Consider the following 20,448-nt stretch of genomic DNA (forward strand, 5'->3'; position numbering starts at 1 on the left):
ATTTTCAGGGGGCGTGCGAAAAAAACTCAGCTGTGCTTGATGGTCGTCCACCAGCCCAGGTAGCGCTGGATGCGCAGCGGCAGGATTTCTTCGAGCGAGGCCAGTACCTGCTCGCTGTCGTCCAGGGCAAACAGGCCCGAAATACGCAGGGCGGCGGCGTCCGGGGACAGGCGCAGGTGGCCCGGGTGATAGGGGCGCAGGGCGGCGATCAGCACGTCCAGCGGGCGGTCGTGGAGTTCCAGCCAGCCGTCCTGCCAGGCGAATTCGTTCCTGCGCTGCGCTTCCAGGCGCTGGCAGCCGTCCCGGTCGAAGCGGGCGCCTTCGTCGGCCGCCAGTACCAGGCTGTTGCCGGAGCGGGTTTCCAGACGGACCTGCGCCTCCTGCACCCAGACCGTGGCATCCCGTTCGCCGAGCGCGACGCTGAAGCGCGTGCCCAGGGCCTGTACGCGGCCGAAGGGCATTTCGACCACGAACGGCCGCCGGGCATCGGCCGTCACCTCGGCGAGCAGGGCGCCGCGGCGCAGACGCAGGCGCCGCTGCCGTTCGTCGAAATCGAGATCGACGCGGCTTTGTGCGTTGAGCAGCACGCTGCTGCCGTCGGCCAGTGCGAAGCGCCGGCGCTCGCCCGTGGCGGTGCTCAGGTCGGCGACCAGGCCGTCCAGCGGCATGCCGGGGCGGGTCAACCCGAGGCCGCCGAGCCCGAGGCCAGCCAGCGCGAGAGCCCCGCGCAGGGCCTGGCGCCGGCTGCTGCCGGCGCTCAGCAGGGTGCTTCGCGCCAGGTCGGCAGGCTGTCCGGCGAGGCCGGCGAAGGCGCTGTCCAGCCGTCGCTGCAGGCGTTCCCAGGCGCCGCGATGCCGTTCGTTTTCGGCGAGCCAGCGTTCGAAGCGCTGCCGCTCGGCATCGCTCATCCGGCCGGAGCGTTGCAGGGCCAGCCACTGGATGGCGGCGGCTTCCTCGGGTGACAGGCGGGGCGGGCTCATGCCGGCTCCAGCGCCAGGTAGCAGGTGGTCAGCCCCTTGACCACGTACTGGTGCACGCGGGTGACGGACACCCCGAGGCGGCCGGCGATCTCGGCGTAGGTCAAGCCTTCCAGCTGGCTATAGAGAAAGGCTGCGCGGGCCTTCGGGGATAGTCCGTCGAGCAACTGGTCGATGGCCGTCAGCGCCTCCAGGGCCAGGATGGTTTCCTCGGCAGAGGGCTGGACGGCCTCCGGCTGCTGCGCCAGAGCCTCCAGATAGGCGCGTTCCAGGTCGCGGCGGCGCCAGCTGGCGTAGATCAGGCGCTTGGCGATGGTGGTGAGCAGGGCGCGTGGCTCGCGGATGGCGCCGGGGTCGTCCAGGGCGACGACCTGGGTGAAGGTTTCCGAGGCGATGTCGGCGGCGTCATGGGCGCAGCCGAGCCGGGCGCGCAAGCGTCCGAGCAGCCAGCCATGATGCTCGCCGAACAGGCGATGGAGAACCTGGAGGCGCAGCGCGGAGGGCAGTTGCAGGGAGGCGGTCATCGGATCGGGTCGATAGTCTACTAATGATAAGCAATATCATTAACAAAAGGGCTAGGCCGGGCAAGCGTCGGGTGCGGACGGATGCGCATGGCCGGACAGGCGGTTGGATGCGCAGGGAACAGGCAACGATTGCGGGCGTCTCCATTCCCTGTCGGCATGGATGCGCGATAAGCGTGGAAACGCCAAGATCGAAATGCGATCTGCTCGCATTTTGACAGCTTCGAACAATGCTGCCATAGCTTGATCGGCGCCATGACGGGGTTGTCGGTTCGCTTGTCCGAATCGAGGTTCGCTTCGGTATCGGGCCGTTGCTGCAGGCAGCGACTGGGATCGGTTTCTCCGTCGCACGGAGCGAAGGCCTGCGCGGCCGTTGCCGCCGGTTGGCCTGGGATGACCGTTCTTCGTCTCGCCGGCTTCTTTCCGACCTGCCCGGTGCCGCTGGGGCGCCGGCTCTTTTCCGTCCCGGGGGTCTCATGGCTCTGCCCTTCGACGAACTGCGCGGCTACCTCGTGCACATCCGCATCGCCCACCACATCCACGGGCGCATCCGCCTCAAGATGATCTCCGGCTACCAGTCGCTCGCCGGGCGCAGCCGGCAGGCCCGGGAATTCCAATCTATTCTGGATCGCACGCCGGGCGTCCATTCGGTGCGGGTCAATCTGCTGGCCCGTTCGTGCTCCGTGGAATACGACCCGCAGGTGATTCCGTCCGAGGCCTGGAACGATTTCCTGGCCGGGGTCGAGTCGCCTGCCGCCGCCACCCTCGAGCAGATTCTGCGTGAGATCTATCGGGAGATCATGCATGAGAAACTATGACGAGCCGATTCTGCGCAGTCAGCGGATCGATCCCGCCGCCCCTTTTCCCGTCCTGCACCAGGCCGTGCGCATCGCGCTCTATGCCGAATACGCCGCCCAGAGTTTTCATGCCGGCGCCGTCGAGGCGTTCGGTCGGCGTCAGCCGTTCGCCGATCTCCTGCGCGCCGAGGAGCGGCACATCGCCGCGCTCTCGAACCTGTGCCAGCGCTTCGGCATTCCCCGCCCGCTGAATCCCTTCCCGCAGGAGACCTCGGTCGCGCCCGGCTGGCTGGCCACCTGCGAGCGGGCCGTCGCCGGCGAGATCGCCAAGCTCCGCCTGTACGACTACCTGCTCGCCCAGCTCGGCGAGCCCGAGGCGCGCCGGGTATTCCAGAGCCTGCAGGCGGATTCGCTGGAGCGCCAGCTGCCGGCCTTGCGCCAGGCGATGGCGGATGCCCTGGCGCAGGAACGCTACCACGCGGCCCGGGGCATCCCGCCGCAGGAAGCTTACGTGCAGCACGGCCCGCTCTCCGACTTCATGGAGCGGGCGCTCGCCCATGCCGGCCCGCTCGGCATTTTCAGCCCCCTCTTGCGTCACAGCCATCCCGCCATGCTGGCCGGCATGGTGGCAGGCGGAGCAGGGATCTACCTGTTGAAGAACCGGCCAGGTCGAAATCGAAAGGAGGACTGAGATGTTCCACATCATTCCCTTTGCCGTCGGCGTCGTGACGGGAGCCGTGATTCTCAAGCTGTTCAAGAACGACAAGACCCAGGAGGGCCTGGAAAAGGCCCAGGGGGGCTTGCGCGGCGCCACCGTCTCCGGCCTGCAGGCGATCGAGAACGCCTCGGCCCGGGCGCGCGCGCGCCTCGCCGCCAGGGAGGAGGCGCCCGAGGCTCCTCCCAGCCAGCCACCGCACCTGAGCGAAGAGGAGGCGGCTACGGCGCGGGCTGCCGCCGAGCCGGCGAAGGGCGCGCAAGGCGCAGCGGGCGGGGGCGAGCACCATCACTGGACCGCCAGCGAGTCCCTGCAGAATACCGAGGGCAGCAAGGGAGGCCGGGCACCATGAGATATCCGCCCCTCGGCCCAAGCCATGCGGCTTATCCGGCCTATCCGTTCTATCCGCCGGCGCTACCCCTGAGCAGCGAATTCACCCGCGCCTTCGTCGCCACCGCCTGCCTCTCGGCGTTCCAGGGCGGCTCTCGTCCGGCCTCGCCGGCGCAGCTCCGGCGCTTGCTGCGCCAGGCCCTGCAGGGCGGCACGGCCTTCGCCGCCGGCTCCCGGGCCGCGACGGCCGTCCGTCAGGGCGACTACTCCAGCGCGCTGCTTGCCGCCGCGGTCGGCGCCGGGGGCGTGCTGCTGCTCGAACAGCTGCTGCGCGATGCGGCTCGGCTCGACAAGGAGAGACAGGATGGCCAAGAAGAATAAGCAGCGGAAGATGCAGCCCGGCTGCCCGGGGCCCGAGGGCATGGGCTACGGCTACCCGCCGCCGGACGCCGCCGCGCCGCCTTATGGCGCCGGGCCGGAATACGGCATGGCGCCGGACTACGGTGCCGGGATTCCCCCGCAGGGCGGCTACGCCGGCTATGGCGGCGGAGCGCACCCGCATGCGCACCACGGCTATGGCTACGGTTACGACCCGGCGGGCGCCGCCTTCCATCATTCGCCGAAACACCAGGGCTATGGCTACGGGTATGGCGGGGGCGCTCCGGGCGGCTTTCCCGGCGCCGGCCTGTTCGATGCCGGCCTGCTGCAGAACATGCCGGCCTTCCTGCGTTCGGGCAATGCCGAGCAGTTCCTGCTCGGTGCGGTGCTCGGCGCCACCGCGGCCTGGGTGCTGGCCGACGAGGAACTGCGCGGCAAGCTGATCAAGGCCGGCATGAAGCTCTATGCCGGCGTCGCCGGCGGCTTCGAGGAGATGAAGGAGCAGATGGCCGACCTCAAGGCCGAGGTCGCCGCCGAGCGCCACGGAGAGGACTGATGGACGGCGCCTGGTTCGTCCGGCTGCAACCGCTGCACCGGACGCCCGGTCGGGTGCGCTACCGCTACCGCTGCCGGGCCGGCACGCCGCTCGATGCGCACAGCATCGAGCACGAGGTGCGGACCCTCAAGGGCGTGCTGCAGGTGCGCGCCAATCCGGCGGCGCGCTCGCTGGTCGTGGAGTTCGAGCCGGCCGTCACCGGTCCGGACAGTCTGGCCGCGGCGATCCTCGCCCTGTCGCCGTCGGGCCTGCCGCTGCCGGTCGCCAACCACCGGCACAGCGAGGCCGCGCGCCTGGGCGCGGTGGCCATGAGCGGCGCCACCCTGCTGGCCACCCGCACCCTGCAGCCGCCATTCCAGGCGCCGGTCGCCTTCGGCGCCGCGGTGCCGCTGCTCGGCGAGGCGGTCGACGACTTCCTCGAACGGGGCATCACCTCCCATGTGCTGGAAGCCCTCGCCGTGGGCATCTCCATCGGCCGCAACGATTTTCTCGCCGCCAACACCACTTCCTTCCTGCTGGCCCTCGGCGAATACCTCGAGGAGTCCATCGAGCGCCGTTCCGACGAACTGCTCAAGCATCTGCTGCGCCCGCCGGGCGGCGAGGTGTGGGTCGAGCGCAACGGCGTCGAGACGCTGATCGACGCCGCCGAGGTGCAGGTCGGCGACAGCGTGATCGCCGCCACCGGCACGGTGATCCCGGTGGACGGCACCGTGCTCGGCGGCGAGGCGCTGGTCAACGAGGCGACCATGACCGGCGAGGGCGTGCCGGTGGTGCGCCGGCGCGGCGACCGGGTGCTGTCGGCGACCCTGGTCGAAGAGGGGCGCCTGCGCATCTACGCCGAGCGGGTCGGCCGGCAGGCCGCCGCCGCGCGGATCGCCGAATTCGTCGAGCAGTCGCTGTCGGTGAAGAGCGAGACCCAGCTCGAAGCGGCGCGCCTGGCCGACCGCCTGGTGCCGATGGTGCTCGGCCTGGCCGGCGCCACCTGGTTGCTGACTTCCGACGGCCAGCGGGTCGCCGCGGTGCTGCAGGCCGACTATTCCTGCGCCCTCAAGCTGGCCACGCCGGTGGCCTTCAAGGCGGCGATGTACCGCGCCGGACAGTCGGCGATCCTGATCAAGAGCGCCAAGGCGCTGGAGCGCCTGGCCCGCGCCGACACCTTCGTCTTCGACAAGACCGGCACCCTGACCACCGGCGTGCTCAAGGTGACCGACTCGATCGCCTTCAGCGCCGCCTATACCTCGGAAGACCTGACCAACCTGGCCGCCTCGGTCGAGGAGCACTACGTCCACCCGGTCGCCGAGGCGGTGGTGGCGGCCGCCCACCGACTCGACCATCCGCACCACTTCGACCACCAGGCCGTGCAGTTCGTCGTCGCCCATGGCGTGGCGAGCGTGATCGACGGCCAGCGCATCGTGGTCGGTTCGCGGCACTTCATCGAGGACGACGAGGGCATCTCCACCGCGGCCCATGCCGAGGTGATCGAGCGCCTGCACGGGGAAGGCAAGATCCTGCTCTACATCGGCTTCGGCGGCGAGCTGATCGGCGTCCTGGCGCTGACCGAGAGCGTGCGCGACAACGCCGCGCAAACCGTGGCGCGGCTGCGCGAACTCGGCATCCGGCGCCTCCTGATGCTCACCGGCGACCAGCCGGAGCGCGCCGGCGCGCTGGCCGCGGAGCTGGGCCTCGACGAGTTCCGCGCCGGCCTGCTGCCGGAGCAGAAGGCCGAGGTGCTGCGGCAGCTCGCCGCCGAGGGTGCGCGTATCGCCTTCGTCGGCGACGGGGTGAACGACGCGCCGGCGCTGACCGGCGCCCACGTCGGCATCGCCATGCACCACGGTGCCGACATCGCCCGCCTGGCCTCCGACATCACCCTGTTGGAGGACGACTTTTCCCGGGTCGCCGATGCCCTGGCGCTGGCGCTGGCCACCCGGCGGCTGATCGACGGCAACTTCAAGCTCACCGCCGGGCTCAACACCAGCATCCTCGGCGCGGCGGCCTTCGGCCTGCTGACCCCGGTGGCCGCCTCGATGCTGCACAACGGCAGCACCATCGCCATCCTCCTGCGCGCCCTGGCCGGCGCCGGCCTGCCGCGCCAGAACGGGGCCCGGACGAAACGCCGCGCCGCGAAGCGTTCCACCACGGGCCATTGACCGAATCCGCACAGGGAGGTTTTTTCCATGCTGCTCAGGGAATTGCACGTCGGCGAGCGCGCCAGGGTCCTCGGCTTCGCCGAGGGCGGCGGCGCCTACCGCCGCAAGCTGCTGTCGATGGGCCTCACGCCGGGCGCGGAAATCAGCGTCACCCGGGTGGCGCCGATGGGCGATCCGGTGGAGATCCGCGTGCGCGGCTTCGCCCTGTCGCTGCGCCGCGACGAGGCCGACGCGCTCTCGGTGGAGCGGCTATGAAGGACCTCTACCGGCTCGCCCTGGTCGGCAATCCCAACTGCGGCAAGACCACGCTGTTCAACGCCCTGACCGGCGCGCACCAGCGGGTCGGCAACTGGCCGGGGGTGACGGTCGAGCGCAAGAGCGGCGAGTATCCGTTCCGCGGGCTGCGCTTCGAGGTCGTGGACCTGCCGGGCACCTACTCGCTGGACGTGACCGACCAGGAAATCTCTCTCGACGAGAAGGTCGCCCGCGACTACGTGCATGGCAACGATGCCGATCTGGTGATCAATATCGTCGATGCCGCCAATCTGGAGCGCAACCTCTACCTGACCAGCCAGCTCGCCGAGATGCGCGTGCCGCTGCTGGTGGTGCTCAACATGGTCGACGTGGCCGAGGCGCGCGGCATGACGCTGGACGCCAAGACCCTGGCCGAACGCCTGGGCTGCCCGGTGGTGCCGGTGGTCGCCTCGGAAGGCGAGGGCATCGAGACGCTCAAGGCGGCCATCGCCGAGGCCGTCGCCGCGCGCCGCGGCGCCACTGCCACGGTCGCCTACGACGCGGCGCTGGAGGAGGCGATCGCCGCCCTGGCGCCGCAGCTGGAGGCGACCGCCGCCCGGGCCGGCACTTCGGCGCGCTGGCTGGCGGTGCGCCTGCTGGAGGGCGACGATCTCGCCCGGCAGACCGCCGGCAGCGGGCTGAGCGGGCAGGCGGAAACGCTTGCCGCGCAACTCGGCGAGGACCTCGATATCCGGGTGGCCGATGCCCGCTACGGCCTGGCCAACCGCCTGGCCGGCGAGGTGGTCGGGGTCGGCGGGCGGGTCGGGCGCGACCTCACCGAGCGTATCGATCGGGTGGTGCTCAACCGCGCCCTGGGCATCCCGATCTTCCTGGCGATGATGTATCTGATGTTCATGCTCACCATCAACCTGGGCGGCGTGTTCATCGATTTCTTCGAGCAGCTTGTCGGGGTGCTGCTGGTCGACGGTCTGGGCGCGCTGCTCGCCTCGTTCGGCGCGCCGGGCTGGCTGGAGCTGCTGCTGGCGCAGGGCGTCGGCGGCGGCCTGCGGGTGGTGGCCTCCTTCATTCCGATAATCGGCTTTCTGTTTCTGTCCCTGTCGCTGCTGGAGGACTCCGGCTACATGGCCCGGGCCGCCTTCGTGATGGACCGCTTCATGCGCTGGATCGGCCTGCCGGGCAAGTCCTTCGTGCCGCTCTTGGTCGGCTTCGGCTGCACGGTGCCGGCGGTCATGGCGACCCGCACCCTGGAGCACCGCCGCGACCGGCTGATGACTATCGCCATGGCGCACTTCATGTCCTGCGGCGCCCGCCTGCCGGTCTACGTGCTGCTGTCCGCGGCCTTCTTCGCCGAGGGCGCGCAGAACGTGGTGTTCGGCCTGTACCTGATCGGCATTTCGGTGGCGGTGCTGACCGGGCTGGTGTTGAAGAACACCCTGCTGCAGGGCGAGGCCACGCCCTTCGTCATGGAGCTGCCGCCCTACCACGTGCCCACCGCGCGGGGCGTGCTGATCCATGCCTGGGACCGCCTGAAGCGCTTCATCTTCCGCGCCGGGCGGGTGATCGTGCCCATGGTGCTGGTGATCAACGTGCTCAACGCGCTGGGCACCGACGGCAGTTACAGCAATGAGAACAGCGACCGCTCGGTGCTGGCGGCGGTGGGCCGCGGCGTCGCGCCGGCCTTCGCGCCGCTGGGGCTGGACGAGGAGAACTGGCCGGCGGTGGTCGGCATCTTCACCGGCGTGCTGGCCAAGGAGGCGATAGTCGGCACCCTGAACGCCGCCTATGCCTCCCTGGCGACGGGGCCGCAGGAAACCGGCGAGCCGGCGCCCTTCGCGCTGGGCGCCGGCATCGCCGCCGCCTTCGCGACCATCCCCGCCAACCTCGCCACCCTGGTCGACGGCTGGCTCGAGCTGCTGCCGGGCAGCGCCACCTGGCGCCGGGATGTCGCCGGGGTCGACGAGCAGAGCCTGCCGGACGCGGAGCAGGCACGCGCCAGCGGCGTCTTCGGCGCCATGGCCGGCCGCTTCGACGGGCGCGCCGGCGCCTTCGCCTACCTGCTGTTCATCCTGCTCTACATGCCCTGCACCTCGGCGACCGCAGCGATCTACCAGGAGTCCGGCCCGCGCTGGACGCTGTTCGTGGCGTTGTGGACCACCGGGCTGGCCTATGGCATGTCGACCCTGTTCTACCAGGCGGCGACCCTGAGCCGTCACCCGTTGTCCTCGCTGCTCTGGATCGGCGCACTGCTGACCGGCTTCGGTCTGGTGCTGTACGCCATGCGCCGTTTCGCCGGCGGCGAGAGCGCCGTAGCGGCCGTGCCCCAGCGAACCTGAGGAGGTGGACCATGATCCTTGCGGAGATCGGCCAGTACCTGCGCCAGCACGGCCGGGCCAGCCTGCATGATCTGGCGACGGCCACCGGCAGCACGCCGGAGGCGGTCGAGGCCATGCTCGCCACCCTGGAGCGCAAGGGTCGCGTGCGCCGCCTGCCGGCCGGCTCGACCTGCGGCTCGTCCTGTTGCCACTGCGACCCGAGCACGCTCGCGCTCTACGAGTGGACCGGCGACTGCTGAGCGGCACCGATGAACAGCCCCCAGACGTTGCTGGTGATCGGCATCCATCGCGAGGAGCTGGCCTTCGGCCAGGCCGTGGCCCGGCAGCTGGACCCGGCGCAGGTGGCGGTGCTGGAGATTCCCGAGGGGCTGTCCGGACAGCCGCCGCCCGCCGCGCGGCGCTTCCAGTACGAGGCCCTGCACCGGGCGCTGTACCTGCAACTGCTGCCCCATGTGCTGAACCGCCACCGCCTGCTCGTCGACCTGCACAGCGGCGCCGACCCGCAGCTCGGCGCCGACCTGATCTGCGCCGACCCGGCGCTGTGCGCCGGCCTGCGCACGGCCCTGGCCGGCGCCGAACGCCTGGCCGGCATGGAGGTCCGCGTGGTGCCCCTCGGCGACGAGGGCGCCGATCTGTACGCGCGGACCATCATCCCGCCGCAGGTGTGGCGCAACCCGGCCTTTCTCTACCTGGGCCTGGAGATCTACCTGCCGGAGGCGGCGGACGAATGGCCGGCCGCCTGCGAACTGGCCGGCGACCTGATCGCCATCGCCGCCGGTTGCGTCGCGCAGCGAAAGTAGCGACGAGCCGATTATTCGCTCGGAGCACATTCTGAATCCCCAGCCAGGCTGATTGTTCTCCCATCGAGGGGGAGTAGCTTCTTGCGGCAAGCCAAGCCACCGAATGGGCTGCGGCATATACCGACAAGAGAGGGAAAACCCCCATGAAACTCAGCATTGCCGTTGCGGGCGCCGGTTACATCGGGCAGGCCCATCTGGGCGTCCTGCAGCAAAGCCCGACGTGCCGGCTGTCTGCCGTCGTCGACCCGTCTCCCGCCGCCGTCGACATCGCCGCCAAGGCGGGGGTGCCGCTCTACAGGTCACTGGACGAACTGATCGAGAAAGACCGCCCGGACGGCATCGTGCTGGCCACGCCGAACCAGCTGCACGTCGAGCAGGCGACGCTGTGCATGGAAGCCGGCCTGCCGATGCTGCTGGAAAAGCCCATCGCGCCCTCCGTCGAGGAGGGCCGCCGGCTGGTGAGGATGGCCGAGCGGACGGGGGCCAGGATATTGATCGGCCATCACCGCGCGCACAGCCCGATCATGGCCAAAGCCCGCGAAATCGTCTCGCAGGGCAAGCTCGGCCGGCTGGTCGTGGTGATGGGCAGCGCCACCTTCTTCAAGCCCGACCAGTATTTCGCCGACGCCCCCTGGCGGCGCGAGCCGGGCGCCGGGCCGATCCTGCTGAACATGATTCACGAGGTGCACAACCTGCGCATGCTCTGCGGCGACATCGTCGCGGTCCAGGCCTTCGCCTCCCACGCCGTGCGCGACTTCCCGGTCGAGGACACGGTGGCCATCAACCTGCGCTTCGCCAACGGCGTGCTGGGCACCTTCATGCTCTCCGATAGCGCCGCCTGCCCGCGCAGCTGGGAACAGACCTCCCGGGAGAACAAGGCCTACCCGACCTACGAGGACGAGGACGAGGACTGCTACGTCATCGCCGGCACCGACGGCAGCCTGTCGATTCCGACCATGCGCCTGAAGACCTATCCCCGTCCCGAGGAGCGCTCCTGGTGGAAGCCGTTCGAGGTGGGCGTGGTGGGCATGGTCCGCCAGGACCCGCTGATCCAACAGATCGAACACTTCGGCGCGGTGGTGCGCGGCGAGGCCCAGCCTCTGGTCAGCGCCCGCGACGGGCTGCGCAATCTGGAAATCACCGAGGCGATCGTCGAGGCGGCCAAGACCGGCCGCGTGATCCCGCTCGGCGACGGCTGATCATTCGCGCCCAGGAGAGGACGCGTGAAGGTACTCATGCTGCATGGCATCAATCACAACCATGCGCGTGCCGTTCCGGCGTTCGTCGAAATCGTCACGGGGCAGATCCGCGGGTTCGGCCTGCACCGCTCCTGCTCGGCCTGCGCGCGGCGGCCGGCGGCTGAGTCGCGCCGCTCGCCGGCGCGAGGCAAGATGACGGTCGAGCTGTCCGGACATGATCTGCCGCGATGAAAAACCAGAATGTGCAACTGACCAACAACGATCCCTTCCTGCGCGACCTGCTGCTGTTCTGCACGGTGGCCCGGCGTTCCAGCTTCGTCGCCGGCGCCAACGAGATGGGCCTGTCGCCGGCTCATGTCAGCAAGCGCATCGCCATGCTCGAGGAGACGCTCGGCGTCAAGCTGTTCAACCGCACCACCCGGCGGGTGAATATCACCAGTGACGGCGAGGCGGCCTTCCGCTGGGCGCGCAAGATCCTCGAGGACGTCGAGGGCATGCTCGAGGCGGTTTCCGGCAGCCGCGGCGAGCCGCGCGGTGTCCTGCGCATCAGCGCCAGCCTCCGGCTCGGGCGCGACTACGTCGCGCCGATCCTCACCGAGCTGCGGCGGCGCCATCCGCTGCTGGAGCTCTGGCTGGAGCTGCTGGACCGGCGCGTCGATCTGATCGGCGAGAACTTCGATATCGACATCCGCGTCGGCGAGGTGCACGAGCCGCACCTGATCGGGCACAGGATCGCCGAAAACGCGCGCATTCTCTGTGCCGCGCCGGCCTATCTGGAGCGCTGCGGCAGGCCGAAGACGCTGGCCGAGCTGGGCCAGCACGATTGCCTGCTGTTCCGCGACCGCGACCAGAGCTTCGGCGTCTGGCGCCTGGAGGGACCGAGCGGCGAGGAGAGCGTCAAGGTCACCGGCCCCATGGCTTCCAACCACAGCGACATCGTGCGGCGCTGGGCGATCGAGGGCTACGGGATCATCATGGCGTCGATCTGGGACCTGGCCCCCAGCATCCGGGCCGGTGAGCTGGTCCGCGTGCTGCCGGCCTACCGGCGCCGGCGGACGTCTGGGCGGTGACCGCGGCCCGCACCTCGGGCTCGGAGCGGGTGCGGGTGTGCATCGAGTTTCTCAAGCAGCAGCTGATCGATGGGCCGCATGCGCTGGCCACGCGGCTGGAGGACTGAGTGGCCGCGGCTTGCGGCGCCGCTGCCGCCGCTTTCAGCGCACCAGCGAGCGGCGATGCACGCCCAGGTGCACGCCCAGACAGGCGACGAACAGGCCGCCGGTGATGGCGTGCGCGCCTTTCTTGCCGGCTGCGGCCAGTGCCAGGGAGGCGGTCAGGCTGCCCAGCATGCCGAGCTTGGCGCCGCGGTTGATCTGCATCTTCAGCGAGCGCCGGCGCGGTGCGTGGGGGCGGGCCAGTTCGGCGTCGATGATCGAGTCGACCTGCGCCTCCAGCGCCTCGACGGCGATCCGCGCGGCGTCGAAGTGCAGCACGAGGCTGCCGGCCCGGGCATTGGGTTGCAGGCTGGCGATGCCTTCGAGGCCGGCGAGCGCCTCCTCGATCCGGGCCAGACGCGCCCGGTCCCGCAGCGCTCGGTCACGGATGCGGATGCGCCCGGGCAGCGCGGAAACGATACGACTCATGGGGGATTCATCCTGTACGACAGATGAGCGACGGCCCCGGCAGCCATGGTTCGGCATGGCTGTCCGCAAGCGGAGGGCGGGGAAGTCGTCGTCAACGGGGTGTGCGAAATTGGCGAGTGATAATTATACGCATTTGCCCATGAGGGCAAGTGAAACCGGATGCTCGGTCGGCCGGGCGATTGGCCTGCCCGCGTGCTCCACCCGGTTGCGCCCGTTGCGCTTGGCCTGGTACAGCGCCGCGTCCGCCAGGCTGAGCATGTGCTCGAGGTCCTGCGAGCCGTCCGCGCAGGCGGCGACGCCGAAGCTGGCGGTGCTGCGGATGTGCGGCGAGCCATGGGCGAGGCTGCCGGCGGCGAGGGTTTCGCGCAGGCGTTCGGCGGCGATCAGCGCTTCGGGCAGGGTGGTGCCCGGCAGGATCAGCGCGAACTCCTCGCCGCCGAGACGTCCGCCGATGTCCGCTTCGCGCATGTGCGAGCGCAGGCTGTTGCCCACCGCGACCAGCACCTTGTCGCCGACGAAGTGGCCGTGAGCGTCGTTGATCTGCTTGAAGTGATCGAGGTCGAACATGACGACGGCGATGGGGGCGGCGGCGCGGGCAGCCTGCCGGAAGGCCTGCAGGCCCAGCTGGAAGAACGCGCGGCGGTTGTTCAGGCCGGTGAGTTCGTCGAGGTGCGCCAGGGCTTCGGCCTGGCGCTTGGCTTCGGCCAGTGCTTCTTCGAGGTGCTTGCGTTCGGTGATGTCGGTGGCGATCTCGATGCGTACCAGGCGGCCGTCCGTCCAGTAGCGGGCCTGATCGCGGCATTCGTACCAGCGGCCGGTGCGGGTGTTGCGGATTTCCCAGACGTAGACCCCGGCCGGTTGGCTATTGGCATCGAGCAGCCGCGGGTTGCTGCAGAAGGCGCAGGGGCCGGTCTGGCCGGCCTGCAGCAGCTGCCAGCATTTCATCCCCTCGGGATCGCCGTAGTGACGGCGCCCGTAGCTGTTGAGATAGAGCAGGTCGTAGGTGTGCATGTCCGCCGCGTAGACGATGGCGTCGATGCCGTCGAGGATGGTTTCGAAGCCGGCGGCGCCGTTGCAGTCGGCGGCCGTCCCTGGCCGGCGACTGGTATTCTCGGGATTGCTTTCTGGCGAATGCATGTTCGGTCTACTGCTGGGCCGGCACTCCGGCCGGCGGGAACATACCCGTCTGCATCGCACGCGGCAGACGGAACTGGAGAGCCGGACGGAGGAGGATACCGATTCGGCTGTCGACGAGGTTTCGCCCCTATCATTTCATGCCTTTTCGTATCGTGAAATTGTCCTCACCCTCGCTGGGTGAAACCACTCCATTTCATTCGAATATGTAAACGCATGTTGGGATTCGTGCCGTCCCGCTGGGTGGCGTCCGCTCCATCGGCGGCCCCGCTCGTCAGTCGATGTGGTCGAGCGTCTCGCCTACGGCATCGAACAGGCGGTCGAGTTCGGTGGCGGAGCTGGTGAACGGCGGGCCGAACTGCAGGGTGTCGCCGCCGCAGCGCACGTAGAAGCCCCGGCGCCAGAGGCGCATGGCCGCCTCGAAGGGGCGCACCAGGGCGTCGCCGTCGCGCGGAGCGAGCTGCAGGGCGCCGGCCAGGCCGCAGTTGCGGATGTCGAGAACATGCCGCGCGCCGCGCAGGCCGTGCAGGGCGTTCTCGAAGTGCGGGGCCAGTTCCGCCGCCCGCTGCACCAGGCTCTCGCGTTCCAGCAGTTCGAGCGCGGCGAGGGCGGCGGCGCAGGCGACCGGGTGGGCGGAGTAGGTGTAGCCGTGGGCGAACTCCACCGCGTGTTCGGGCAGGTCCTGCTGCATGAAGGTGGCGTAGATCTCGCCGCTCGCCACCACCGCGCCCATGGGGATGGCGCCGTTGGTGAGCTGCTTGGCGAGGTTGAGGATGTCCGGCACCACGCCGAAGCGCTCGGCGCCGAACAGCGCGCCGCTGCGCCCGAAACCGGTGATCACCTCGTCGAAGATCAGCAGAATCTGGTGGCGGTCGCAGATCTCCCGCAGCCGCGCGAGGTAGCCCTCGGGCGGGACCAGGACGCCGGCCGAACCGGACATCGGCTCGACGATCACCGCGGCGATGTTCGAGGCGTCGTGCAGCTCGATCAGCCCGAGCAGCGCGTCGGCCAGCGCCGGCCCGCCGTGCGCGGGCAGGCCGCGGCTGAAGGCGTTTTCGGCGAGCAGGGTGTGCGGCAGGTGGTCGGCGTCCAGCAGCGGGCCGAAGGCCTTGCGGTTGCCGCCGATGCCGCCCAGGGCGGTGCCGCCGACGTTGACCCCGTGGTAGCCGCGGGCGCGGCCGATCAGCTTGCTCTTGCCGGGCTTGCCCTTCAGGCGCCAGTAGGCGCGGGCCATCTTCAGCGCGGTGTCGGCGCATTCCGAGCCGGAGTCGGTGAAGAACACGTGGTCGAGGCCGGCCGGGGTCATGCCGGCGAGCTTCTCGGCCAGGCGGAAGGACAGCGGGTGGCCGAACTGGAAGCCGGGCGAGTAGTCGAGGGTGCCGAGCTGGCGCGCCACCGCCTCGGCGATTTCCCGGCGGCCGTGGCCGGCGCCGCAGCACCAGAGGCCGGAGAGGCTGTCGTAGATCTGCCGGCCTTCGGCGTCGGTCAGGTAGTTGCCCTGCGCCGCGACCACCAGGCGCGGGTCGCGCTGGAAGTTGCGGTTGGCGGTGAAGGGCATCCAGTGGGCGCGCAGGTCGAGTCCGGCGGCCAGGGAGGAGGGGGTGTCCAGCGGCTGGTTCATGGGGGCCTCGCAGCAGGGCGTTCGGGTGTGCTCCCAGTCTAGCGGCCTGAGTTGGCCGGTTCGACGGGGCGCCTGCTGCGCCCGGCCCCATGCGCCTTACATCGTCCGGTCCTTGGCCGCCGGCTCCTGCTGGACCAGGTCGGCATTCGCAGGCGCGGGCTTCTTCGGCTTGATCAGGCTGAAGTCGATCAGGCTCTTCGGCTGTGCCGGATTGCCGATCAGCAGCGGATGCGGCTTGAACGCATCGCTCACCAGGCTCTTGCTCGGCTCCAGCTCGTCGAAGCGCAGGCCGGCCAGATCCGCCCAGGTGTGGATGAAGTGCGAGCTGCTGTAGGGACGGTGCAGGCTGGCGCTGAAATCGCGCGGCTGCTGCGCCTGCCACTTCGGCGCGTTCCACAGGATGAACGGCACGGTGTACATCGGGCCGGTCGGCGCGGCCTCGTTGCGGCCGAGCACCTGGGGATCGGGCGCGTCGAACACCGCCTCGCCGTGGTCGGCCAGATACAACAGGAAGCCGTTGGGGTCGGTGGCGCGGAAGCGCTCGATCAGCGAGGAGACCACGTAGTCGTTGTACAGCACGGCGTTGTCGTAGCTGTTGTAGGTCGGCAGCTGGTCGTCGGTGACGCTGGCCGGCACGCCGCTGCGGTCGGTGAAGCGCTCGAACTCCTCCGGATAGCGGTACTTGTAGCGCATGTGGGTGCCCAGCAGGTGCACCACCACGAACTTGCGCGGCGCGTCGTCGGCCAGCACCCTGGCGAACGGCTCGAGCACGTCGCCGTCGTATTGGCTGGTGGTGTTCTGGTCGCGGTTGTTGTTCAGATAGACCTGCTCGTCCGCCTGCCTGGAGAAGGTGGTGAGCATGGTGTTGCGCTTGGTCATCGTCTGCTGGTTGGTGATCCAGTAGGTCTTGTAGCCGGCCTGCTTCATCACGCTGACCAGCGAGGGCGTGGTCAGGTAGAGGTCCGGGTGTTCCTGGTCGGCGAAGGTCAGCACCTGCTGCAGCGCCTCGATGGTGTAGGGGCGCGGGGTGACCACGTTGTCGAATACCTGCAGCTCGCCGCGCAGCTTGTCGAGGTTGGGGGTGGTCGGCCGCGGATAGCCGTAGAGGCTCAGGCGCTGGCGGTTGGTCGATTCGCCGATGACCAGCACCAGGGTCGAGGGCTGTCCGGCATGGGCGTCGACCAGGTTCTTCAGCGGCGGAATCCGTTCCTGGCTGGCCAGCTGGTCGGCCATGCCCTGCAGCTGCCGGCGATACTGGTGATAGCCGACCGCCAGTTGCCAGGGCGAGGCCGCCTCGATGTTCTCCTCGAATTCGTCGATGGCCCGCTGCAGGGTGTCGCGCTTGATGTACTGGCGCACCGCCTCGTAGCCCATCGAGACGCCGAACAGCAGCAGGCAGGCGAGCAGCAGCGCCCGGCGCGGCAGGTACACCGGGCGCACCTTGCGCCACAGCAGCCAGCCGCCGAAGCCGTAGGCGATCACGGCCAGCACGATCCACCAGGCGAAGTAGTGCCCCAGGTATTCGCTCGCCTCGGCCACGTTCGATTCGAACATGATGAAGATGACGCTCTGCGAGAACTCCTGGCCGTACACCAGGAAATAGCCGAAGCCGCTCAGCGAGCACAGCCACAGTAAGGTGCCGATCAGCCCGGCGAGCAGCCTGGTCCGCGCCGGGAACAGCAGCAGCGGGATCAGCCACAGGGCGCTGGCCATCGAGGCCTGGCGCAAGCCCTGGAGGCCGGCGACCCCGGAAAACGCGATCAGCGTCTGGGTGACGCCGGAGAAATACCAGAAGAACAGGAACATCCAGCCGAGCCCGGCCCAGTCGATCCGGGGGCGCTCGGTAAAGAGAAGTCTCGTCGTTGCCATAATGTCCTCGATCGCCGCGCACCGGCGCCGCAACTGCCGGTGCGCGGACAGGTCAGGCCGGCCCGGTGCCTACGCCACCGACCATACCAATTCCGCGGCGGCGGAAGCCTTTATGCGTATCGCCTGTTGCACGGCCGCCAGGACGGCGGCGCGGACAGCCTCGTAGGGCTGGCGGGCATCGATGTCGAGGATCGGCGCGCCGTTGAAGCGCAGCAGCGGGGTGGCGGCCACCTTGTCGCGCAGCAGATCCAGCTCATGATCCGGTTTGCGGGCATGTGCGGTTTCGGCGTCTATGTTCAGGCGGATGACCAGCGTCGGCCGGTGTTGCACCATGTGCTCGTAGAGCTTCAACTCCTGCCGGGCGATCCACTCGACCAGCGGCCCGCCGGCGCGGGCCGTCGAGAGGCCGGGGCCGTCGTAGAAGCCGGGCGCCTCCAGTTGCGGGTAGCGGTCGCAGATCACCACCTGCCCCTGCTTTCGCAGCTTCAGCATGTGCTTGAAGCGCAACAGGCGCCGCGTGGAAAACCAGAAGATCACCAGTGCGGTCAGCAGCCCCGGGATGCGCTGGCCTTTCGTGCGGGCCTGCCGGGCCTTGGCGGAAAGCCGGCGCACGAGCGGCTTGCCGATCAGCGGCCAGGTCGCGATCCGGTCGGCGATGCCGCGCGAGCCGAGGCCGAGATAGCAATAGGTGGCCGAATGCTCCTGCAGCGCCGAGCATATCTCGGAGGCGAGCGTGGTTTTTCCCGAGCCGTCACAGCCGACGATGGCGATCAGCGGTTCTTGATCGGCGCTGCCCTGCACCCGAGCATCGATGAAGTTGATCGGCGCGTTCATAGGCTTATCGCCAGGCGGGAGTCGATGGCCGTTCTCACCCCGGCGAGTACGTTCGCCAGCGGCTCACGGGTGTCGAGGTCCACGATCGGCGCCCCCTTGTACTCCAGCAGAGGCGTTGCCTCGATCTTGGCCTTCAGGGACTCGTAGCGGTGATCGGGCTTGCGCGCGTAGGCCGTTTCGACATCGACGTTCAGGCGGATCACCAGGTCGGGCCGGTAGCTGGTCATGTAGGCGTAAAGCGCCTTTTCGCGGCGCGCCAGGAAGCGGACGAAGCCGTTGCGCAGCGGCACGTTGGACAGGCCGGGACCGTCGAGCTTCAGGCTGGGCACGGCGACTTGCGGGTAGCGGTCGGCGACGACGACGATCCCCTGGCGGCGCAGTGCCATCATGCGCTGGAAGCGGAACCAGCGGCGCAGGGAGAGCAGGTAGATCGCGAAGGCCGCCAGGCTGGTCGGCCCTTCGTCCGGCCCGTCCTGCGCTACGCGGCCGCGCTTGGAGTTGCGTTCGATCAGGCGCTCGGCGCTCCGTCCGATCAGCGGCAGCCGGATGATCGCCTCGCCGATGGTCTTGGACTGGATGCCCAGGTGGCAGTACTCAGCGGGGCGGAAGGTCCGCATCCATGCCAGGGTGGCTTCGGAAACCGTGGACTTGCCGGCCCCGTCGCAACCGACCATGGCGACCAGAGGCGCCAGCTCGCGATTGCCGCGTGAGAATTTGCGGGTCGTGCGCCGAACATGATCGTGAAGGGAGTTACACAAGGCCGATTTGGCGACGCCAAATTTTTGGCACAAGGAATCTTCTTTATGAACTAAAGACATGGTCACTAGACACCCTTAGAAAGGCTATCCCGCCGCGATCCCAACGCGGCGACTGAAGGAGAGCCTTCCCGGGCCCACTGCAAGGCAAGCAGCATGTTTTATTAATCTATGATTAATATAAGGTACATGATTTATTACAGGATGTATCTAAGAGCGTATTGTCAATTAGTAGCGTCAAATTATTGATGCATATGGGATTGACACGCAGGAGCGAGGCGAGGGCGGGAGGCGTTCGTTTTGCGGCGGTCGGTGCGCTTGGCCGGTCGTCGGATGGCCGGAGCGCCGCGGCCGGGCAGCGCTGCTAGCGCTGACTGATCGTCAGGCCGATCAGGCGCGACACCACCAGGGTGAAATACATCACGCCAGTGAACTCCTCGAGCATCACCAGGGCGCGGGCCATGGGCCGAAGCGGGAGGATGTCGCCGAGGCCGACGCCGGACAGGGTGCTGAAGCTGAGAAACAGCAGCTCCAGCCAGCTGCGTGGCGCCTGGGGATCGAGCAGGGCGGTGAAGCTGCCCGGGGCGAGGAGCTGGCAGGCGCCGAACAGGTAGGCGAAGGCCCAGGCCAGCAGGGTGAAGGTCGCGCCGGCGGCGAACAACTCGTCGGTGGTCGCCCGCCGGTCCTCCATCATGTAGAAGATCAGGCTGCCGGCCGCGTAGAAATAGAAGGCGCCTTCCAGCAGGGCGAGTCCCAGGCGGATTTCCTGGACGGAGACCAGGGCGTTGGCCAGCATCAGGACGAGGATGGCGCCGGCCAGCAGCAGGGCGATCCGGGTTTCCGACGAGCTGCGGCGCACCATGCGCAGCGCCGCGCCCAGCACGATCACCCCGAATGCGCCGAGCAGCGCCCGGCCGGTCTGGGTATCTTCCATCAGCGGATAGAGCAGCACGCCGAGCAGCTGGATGAGCAGCAGTCCGGCGGAGGGCAGGCGGATGAGGTGCTGAACGAGTGGCGGCATGGGCGGTCTGGAAATCGGCCGGGAACGGCAGGCATGGGCAAGTGTAAAGAGGAATGCGCGGGGCTGTCATGGAACCTGGCCATCGGCTAGATTCTCCGTCCCCGAATCTTCGGTCCGCCCGCCGCCCATGAACCTTTCGCGCGCCCCTCGCTCGCTGATCGCCTGGATGCTGTGTTTCAGCGTCCTGCTCAGTGCATTGCACTGCAGCATCGGCCACGGGCAGTCGGCGGGCTTCACGCTGGCCGGGCTCGGCGGGGCGTTCTGTTCGGCCGAGGGGCACGCCGGGCCGGCGCTGGACGGCGATGCCGGCGATCTCGAGGCCGCCCCGGCCTTCGCCAATTGCCCGCTCTGCAATTCCCCCGCCCTGGTCGACCTGGCCCTGCTGGTCGCCCTGGGTATCTGGCTGCGCCCGGCGCGCCACTGGTGTTGCCGCCCGACACAACGCGGCAAGTCGCCGCCCCGCCAGCACTGGCCGCCGGCCAATCCCCGCGCGCCCTGATTCCCCTGCGGCCTCGCCGCCGCTCCCTCCTCCGGGCCTGCCCGGAGCGGACGCCTGCGCCGGC

At 69.1% G+C, this 20,448-nt stretch carries 23 protein-coding genes; 14 read left to right on the forward strand and 9 right to left on the reverse strand.

Going from position 1 to position 20,448, the window contains the following annotated elements; genetic code table 11:
- Window positions 1-26: 26 nt before the first annotated feature.
- Together Atro_RS00510 and Atro_RS00515 are read right to left on the reverse strand one after the other, a co-directional pair.
- Window positions 27-980 carry a FecR domain-containing protein gene (locus Atro_RS00510; RefSeq protein ID WP_497925960.1) on the reverse strand — a complete coding sequence of 318 codons (954 nt, stop codon included), beginning with the start codon at window positions 978-980 and terminating at the stop codon, window positions 27-29.
- The gene (locus tag Atro_RS00515) at window positions 977-1,501 is read right to left on the reverse strand and encodes a sigma-70 family RNA polymerase sigma factor (protein ID WP_497925962.1); all 525 of its coding nucleotides are present in this window, start codon (window positions 1,499-1,501) and stop codon (window positions 977-979) included. The genes Atro_RS00510 and Atro_RS00515 overlap by 4 nt, the downstream gene beginning before the upstream one ends.
- A 473-nt stretch (window positions 1,502-1,974) precedes the next feature.
- Here Atro_RS00515 and Atro_RS00520 point away from each other — a divergent pair, with 473 nt between their 5' ends.
- The 13 genes from Atro_RS00520 to Atro_RS00580 all read left to right on the forward strand — a co-directional run bounded on the left by Atro_RS00520 (window position 1,975) and on the right by Atro_RS00580 (window position 12,081).
- On the forward strand, window positions 1,975-2,316 hold the full coding sequence (locus tag Atro_RS00520; RefSeq protein WP_497925964.1) for an HMA2 domain-containing protein: 342 nt from the start codon (window positions 1,975-1,977) through the stop codon (window positions 2,314-2,316).
- On the forward strand, window positions 2,303-2,986 hold the full coding sequence (locus tag Atro_RS00525; RefSeq protein WP_497925966.1) for a ferritin-like domain-containing protein: 684 nt from the start codon (window positions 2,303-2,305) through the stop codon (window positions 2,984-2,986). The genes Atro_RS00520 and Atro_RS00525 overlap by 14 nt, the downstream gene beginning before the upstream one ends.
- Before the next feature lies 1 nt (window position 2,987).
- The gene (locus Atro_RS00530) at window positions 2,988-3,362 is read left to right on the forward strand and encodes a hypothetical protein (RefSeq protein ID WP_497925968.1); all 375 of its coding nucleotides are present in this window, start codon (window positions 2,988-2,990) and stop codon (window positions 3,360-3,362) included.
- The gene (locus Atro_RS00535; protein ID WP_497925970.1) at window positions 3,359-3,721 is read left to right on the forward strand and encodes a hypothetical protein; all 363 of its coding nucleotides are present in this window, start codon (window positions 3,359-3,361) and stop codon (window positions 3,719-3,721) included. Before Atro_RS00530 ends, Atro_RS00535 begins: the two co-directional genes overlap by 4 nt.
- A complete protein-coding gene (locus tag Atro_RS00540) occupies window positions 3,705-4,274 on the forward strand; it encodes a hypothetical protein (RefSeq protein ID WP_497925972.1) in 570 nt (189 codons plus the stop codon). The genes Atro_RS00535 and Atro_RS00540 overlap by 17 nt, the downstream gene beginning before the upstream one ends.
- Window positions 4,274-6,424, forward strand: coding sequence for a heavy metal translocating P-type ATPase (locus Atro_RS00545; RefSeq protein ID WP_497925974.1), 2,151 nt, complete (start codon window positions 4,274-4,276; stop codon window positions 6,422-6,424). Before Atro_RS00540 ends, Atro_RS00545 begins: the two co-directional genes overlap by 1 nt.
- A gap of 27 nt (window positions 6,425-6,451) precedes the next feature.
- The gene (locus Atro_RS00550; protein WP_349571365.1) at window positions 6,452-6,679 is read left to right on the forward strand and encodes a FeoA family protein; all 228 of its coding nucleotides are present in this window, start codon (window positions 6,452-6,454) and stop codon (window positions 6,677-6,679) included.
- Window positions 6,676-9,012, forward strand: a complete 2,337-nt coding sequence (gene feoB / locus Atro_RS00555) for a Fe(2+) transporter permease subunit FeoB (protein ID WP_497925977.1) — start codon at window positions 6,676-6,678, stop codon at window positions 9,010-9,012. Before Atro_RS00550 ends, feoB begins: the two co-directional genes overlap by 4 nt.
- Window positions 9,013-9,023: 11 nt before the next feature.
- Window positions 9,024-9,251, forward strand: coding sequence for a FeoC-like transcriptional regulator (locus Atro_RS00560; RefSeq protein ID WP_497925979.1), 228 nt, complete (start codon window positions 9,024-9,026; stop codon window positions 9,249-9,251).
- Window positions 9,252-9,260: 9 nt separating this feature from the next.
- A complete protein-coding gene (locus Atro_RS00565) occupies window positions 9,261-9,812 on the forward strand; it encodes a hypothetical protein (protein ID WP_497925981.1) in 552 nt (183 codons plus the stop codon).
- A 143-nt stretch (window positions 9,813-9,955) separates the two neighbouring features.
- Window positions 9,956-11,011 (forward strand): Gfo/Idh/MocA family protein, encoded by a 1,056-nt coding sequence (locus tag Atro_RS00570; RefSeq protein WP_497925983.1) that lies wholly within the window; start codon window positions 9,956-9,958, stop codon window positions 11,009-11,011.
- A 24-nt stretch (window positions 11,012-11,035) separates the two neighbouring features.
- Window positions 11,036-11,242 carry a hypothetical protein gene (locus Atro_RS00575; protein ID WP_497925984.1) on the forward strand — a complete coding sequence of 69 codons (207 nt, stop codon included), beginning with the start codon at window positions 11,036-11,038 and terminating at the stop codon, window positions 11,240-11,242.
- Window positions 11,239-12,081 (forward strand): LysR substrate-binding domain-containing protein, encoded by an 843-nt coding sequence (locus tag Atro_RS00580; protein WP_497925985.1) that lies wholly within the window; start codon window positions 11,239-11,241, stop codon window positions 12,079-12,081. The genes Atro_RS00575 and Atro_RS00580 overlap by 4 nt, the downstream gene beginning before the upstream one ends.
- 141 nt (window positions 12,082-12,222) lie before the next feature.
- On the opposite strand, the gene Atro_RS00585 is transcribed toward Atro_RS00580, so the two are convergent.
- From Atro_RS00585 to Atro_RS00615, 7 genes are all read right to left on the reverse strand, one after another.
- A complete protein-coding gene (locus tag Atro_RS00585) occupies window positions 12,223-12,651 on the reverse strand; it encodes an HMA2 domain-containing protein (protein ID WP_497925986.1) in 429 nt (142 codons plus the stop codon).
- A gap of 123 nt (window positions 12,652-12,774) precedes the next feature.
- Window positions 12,775-13,788, reverse strand: a complete 1,014-nt coding sequence (locus tag Atro_RS00590) for a sensor domain-containing diguanylate cyclase (protein ID WP_497925987.1) — start codon at window positions 13,786-13,788, stop codon at window positions 12,775-12,777.
- A gap of 271 nt (window positions 13,789-14,059) precedes the next feature.
- A complete protein-coding gene (gene aptA / locus Atro_RS00595; protein WP_497925988.1) occupies window positions 14,060-15,406 on the reverse strand; it encodes an omega-aminotransferase AptA in 1,347 nt (448 codons plus the stop codon).
- A gap of 96 nt (window positions 15,407-15,502) precedes the next feature.
- Window positions 15,503-17,275: a phosphoethanolamine transferase CptA gene (cptA, locus tag Atro_RS00600; protein WP_497925989.1), complete on the reverse strand. Its 1,773-nt coding sequence runs from the start codon at window positions 17,273-17,275 to the stop codon at window positions 15,503-15,505.
- A 69-nt stretch (window positions 17,276-17,344) separates the two neighbouring features.
- The gene (locus Atro_RS00605; RefSeq protein WP_497925990.1) at window positions 17,345-18,109 is read right to left on the reverse strand and encodes a dTMP kinase; all 765 of its coding nucleotides are present in this window, start codon (window positions 18,107-18,109) and stop codon (window positions 17,345-17,347) included.
- Complete coding sequence (locus Atro_RS00610) at window positions 18,106-18,783, reverse strand: nucleoside/nucleotide kinase family protein (RefSeq protein WP_497925991.1); 678 nt, start codon at window positions 18,781-18,783, stop codon at window positions 18,106-18,108. Before Atro_RS00610 ends, Atro_RS00605 begins: the two co-directional genes overlap by 4 nt.
- Before the next feature lie 445 nt (window positions 18,784-19,228).
- The gene (locus Atro_RS00615; RefSeq protein ID WP_497925992.1) at window positions 19,229-19,885 is read right to left on the reverse strand and encodes an ion channel; all 657 of its coding nucleotides are present in this window, start codon (window positions 19,883-19,885) and stop codon (window positions 19,229-19,231) included.
- A 127-nt stretch (window positions 19,886-20,012) separates the two neighbouring features.
- Here Atro_RS00615 and Atro_RS00620 point away from each other — a divergent pair, with 127 nt between their 5' ends.
- Window positions 20,013-20,384, forward strand: a complete 372-nt coding sequence (locus Atro_RS00620) for a DUF2946 family protein (RefSeq protein ID WP_497925993.1) — start codon at window positions 20,013-20,015, stop codon at window positions 20,382-20,384.
- Window positions 20,385-20,448 lie beyond the last annotated feature (64 nt).

Source organism: Azotobacter tropicalis (assembly GCF_059739045.1).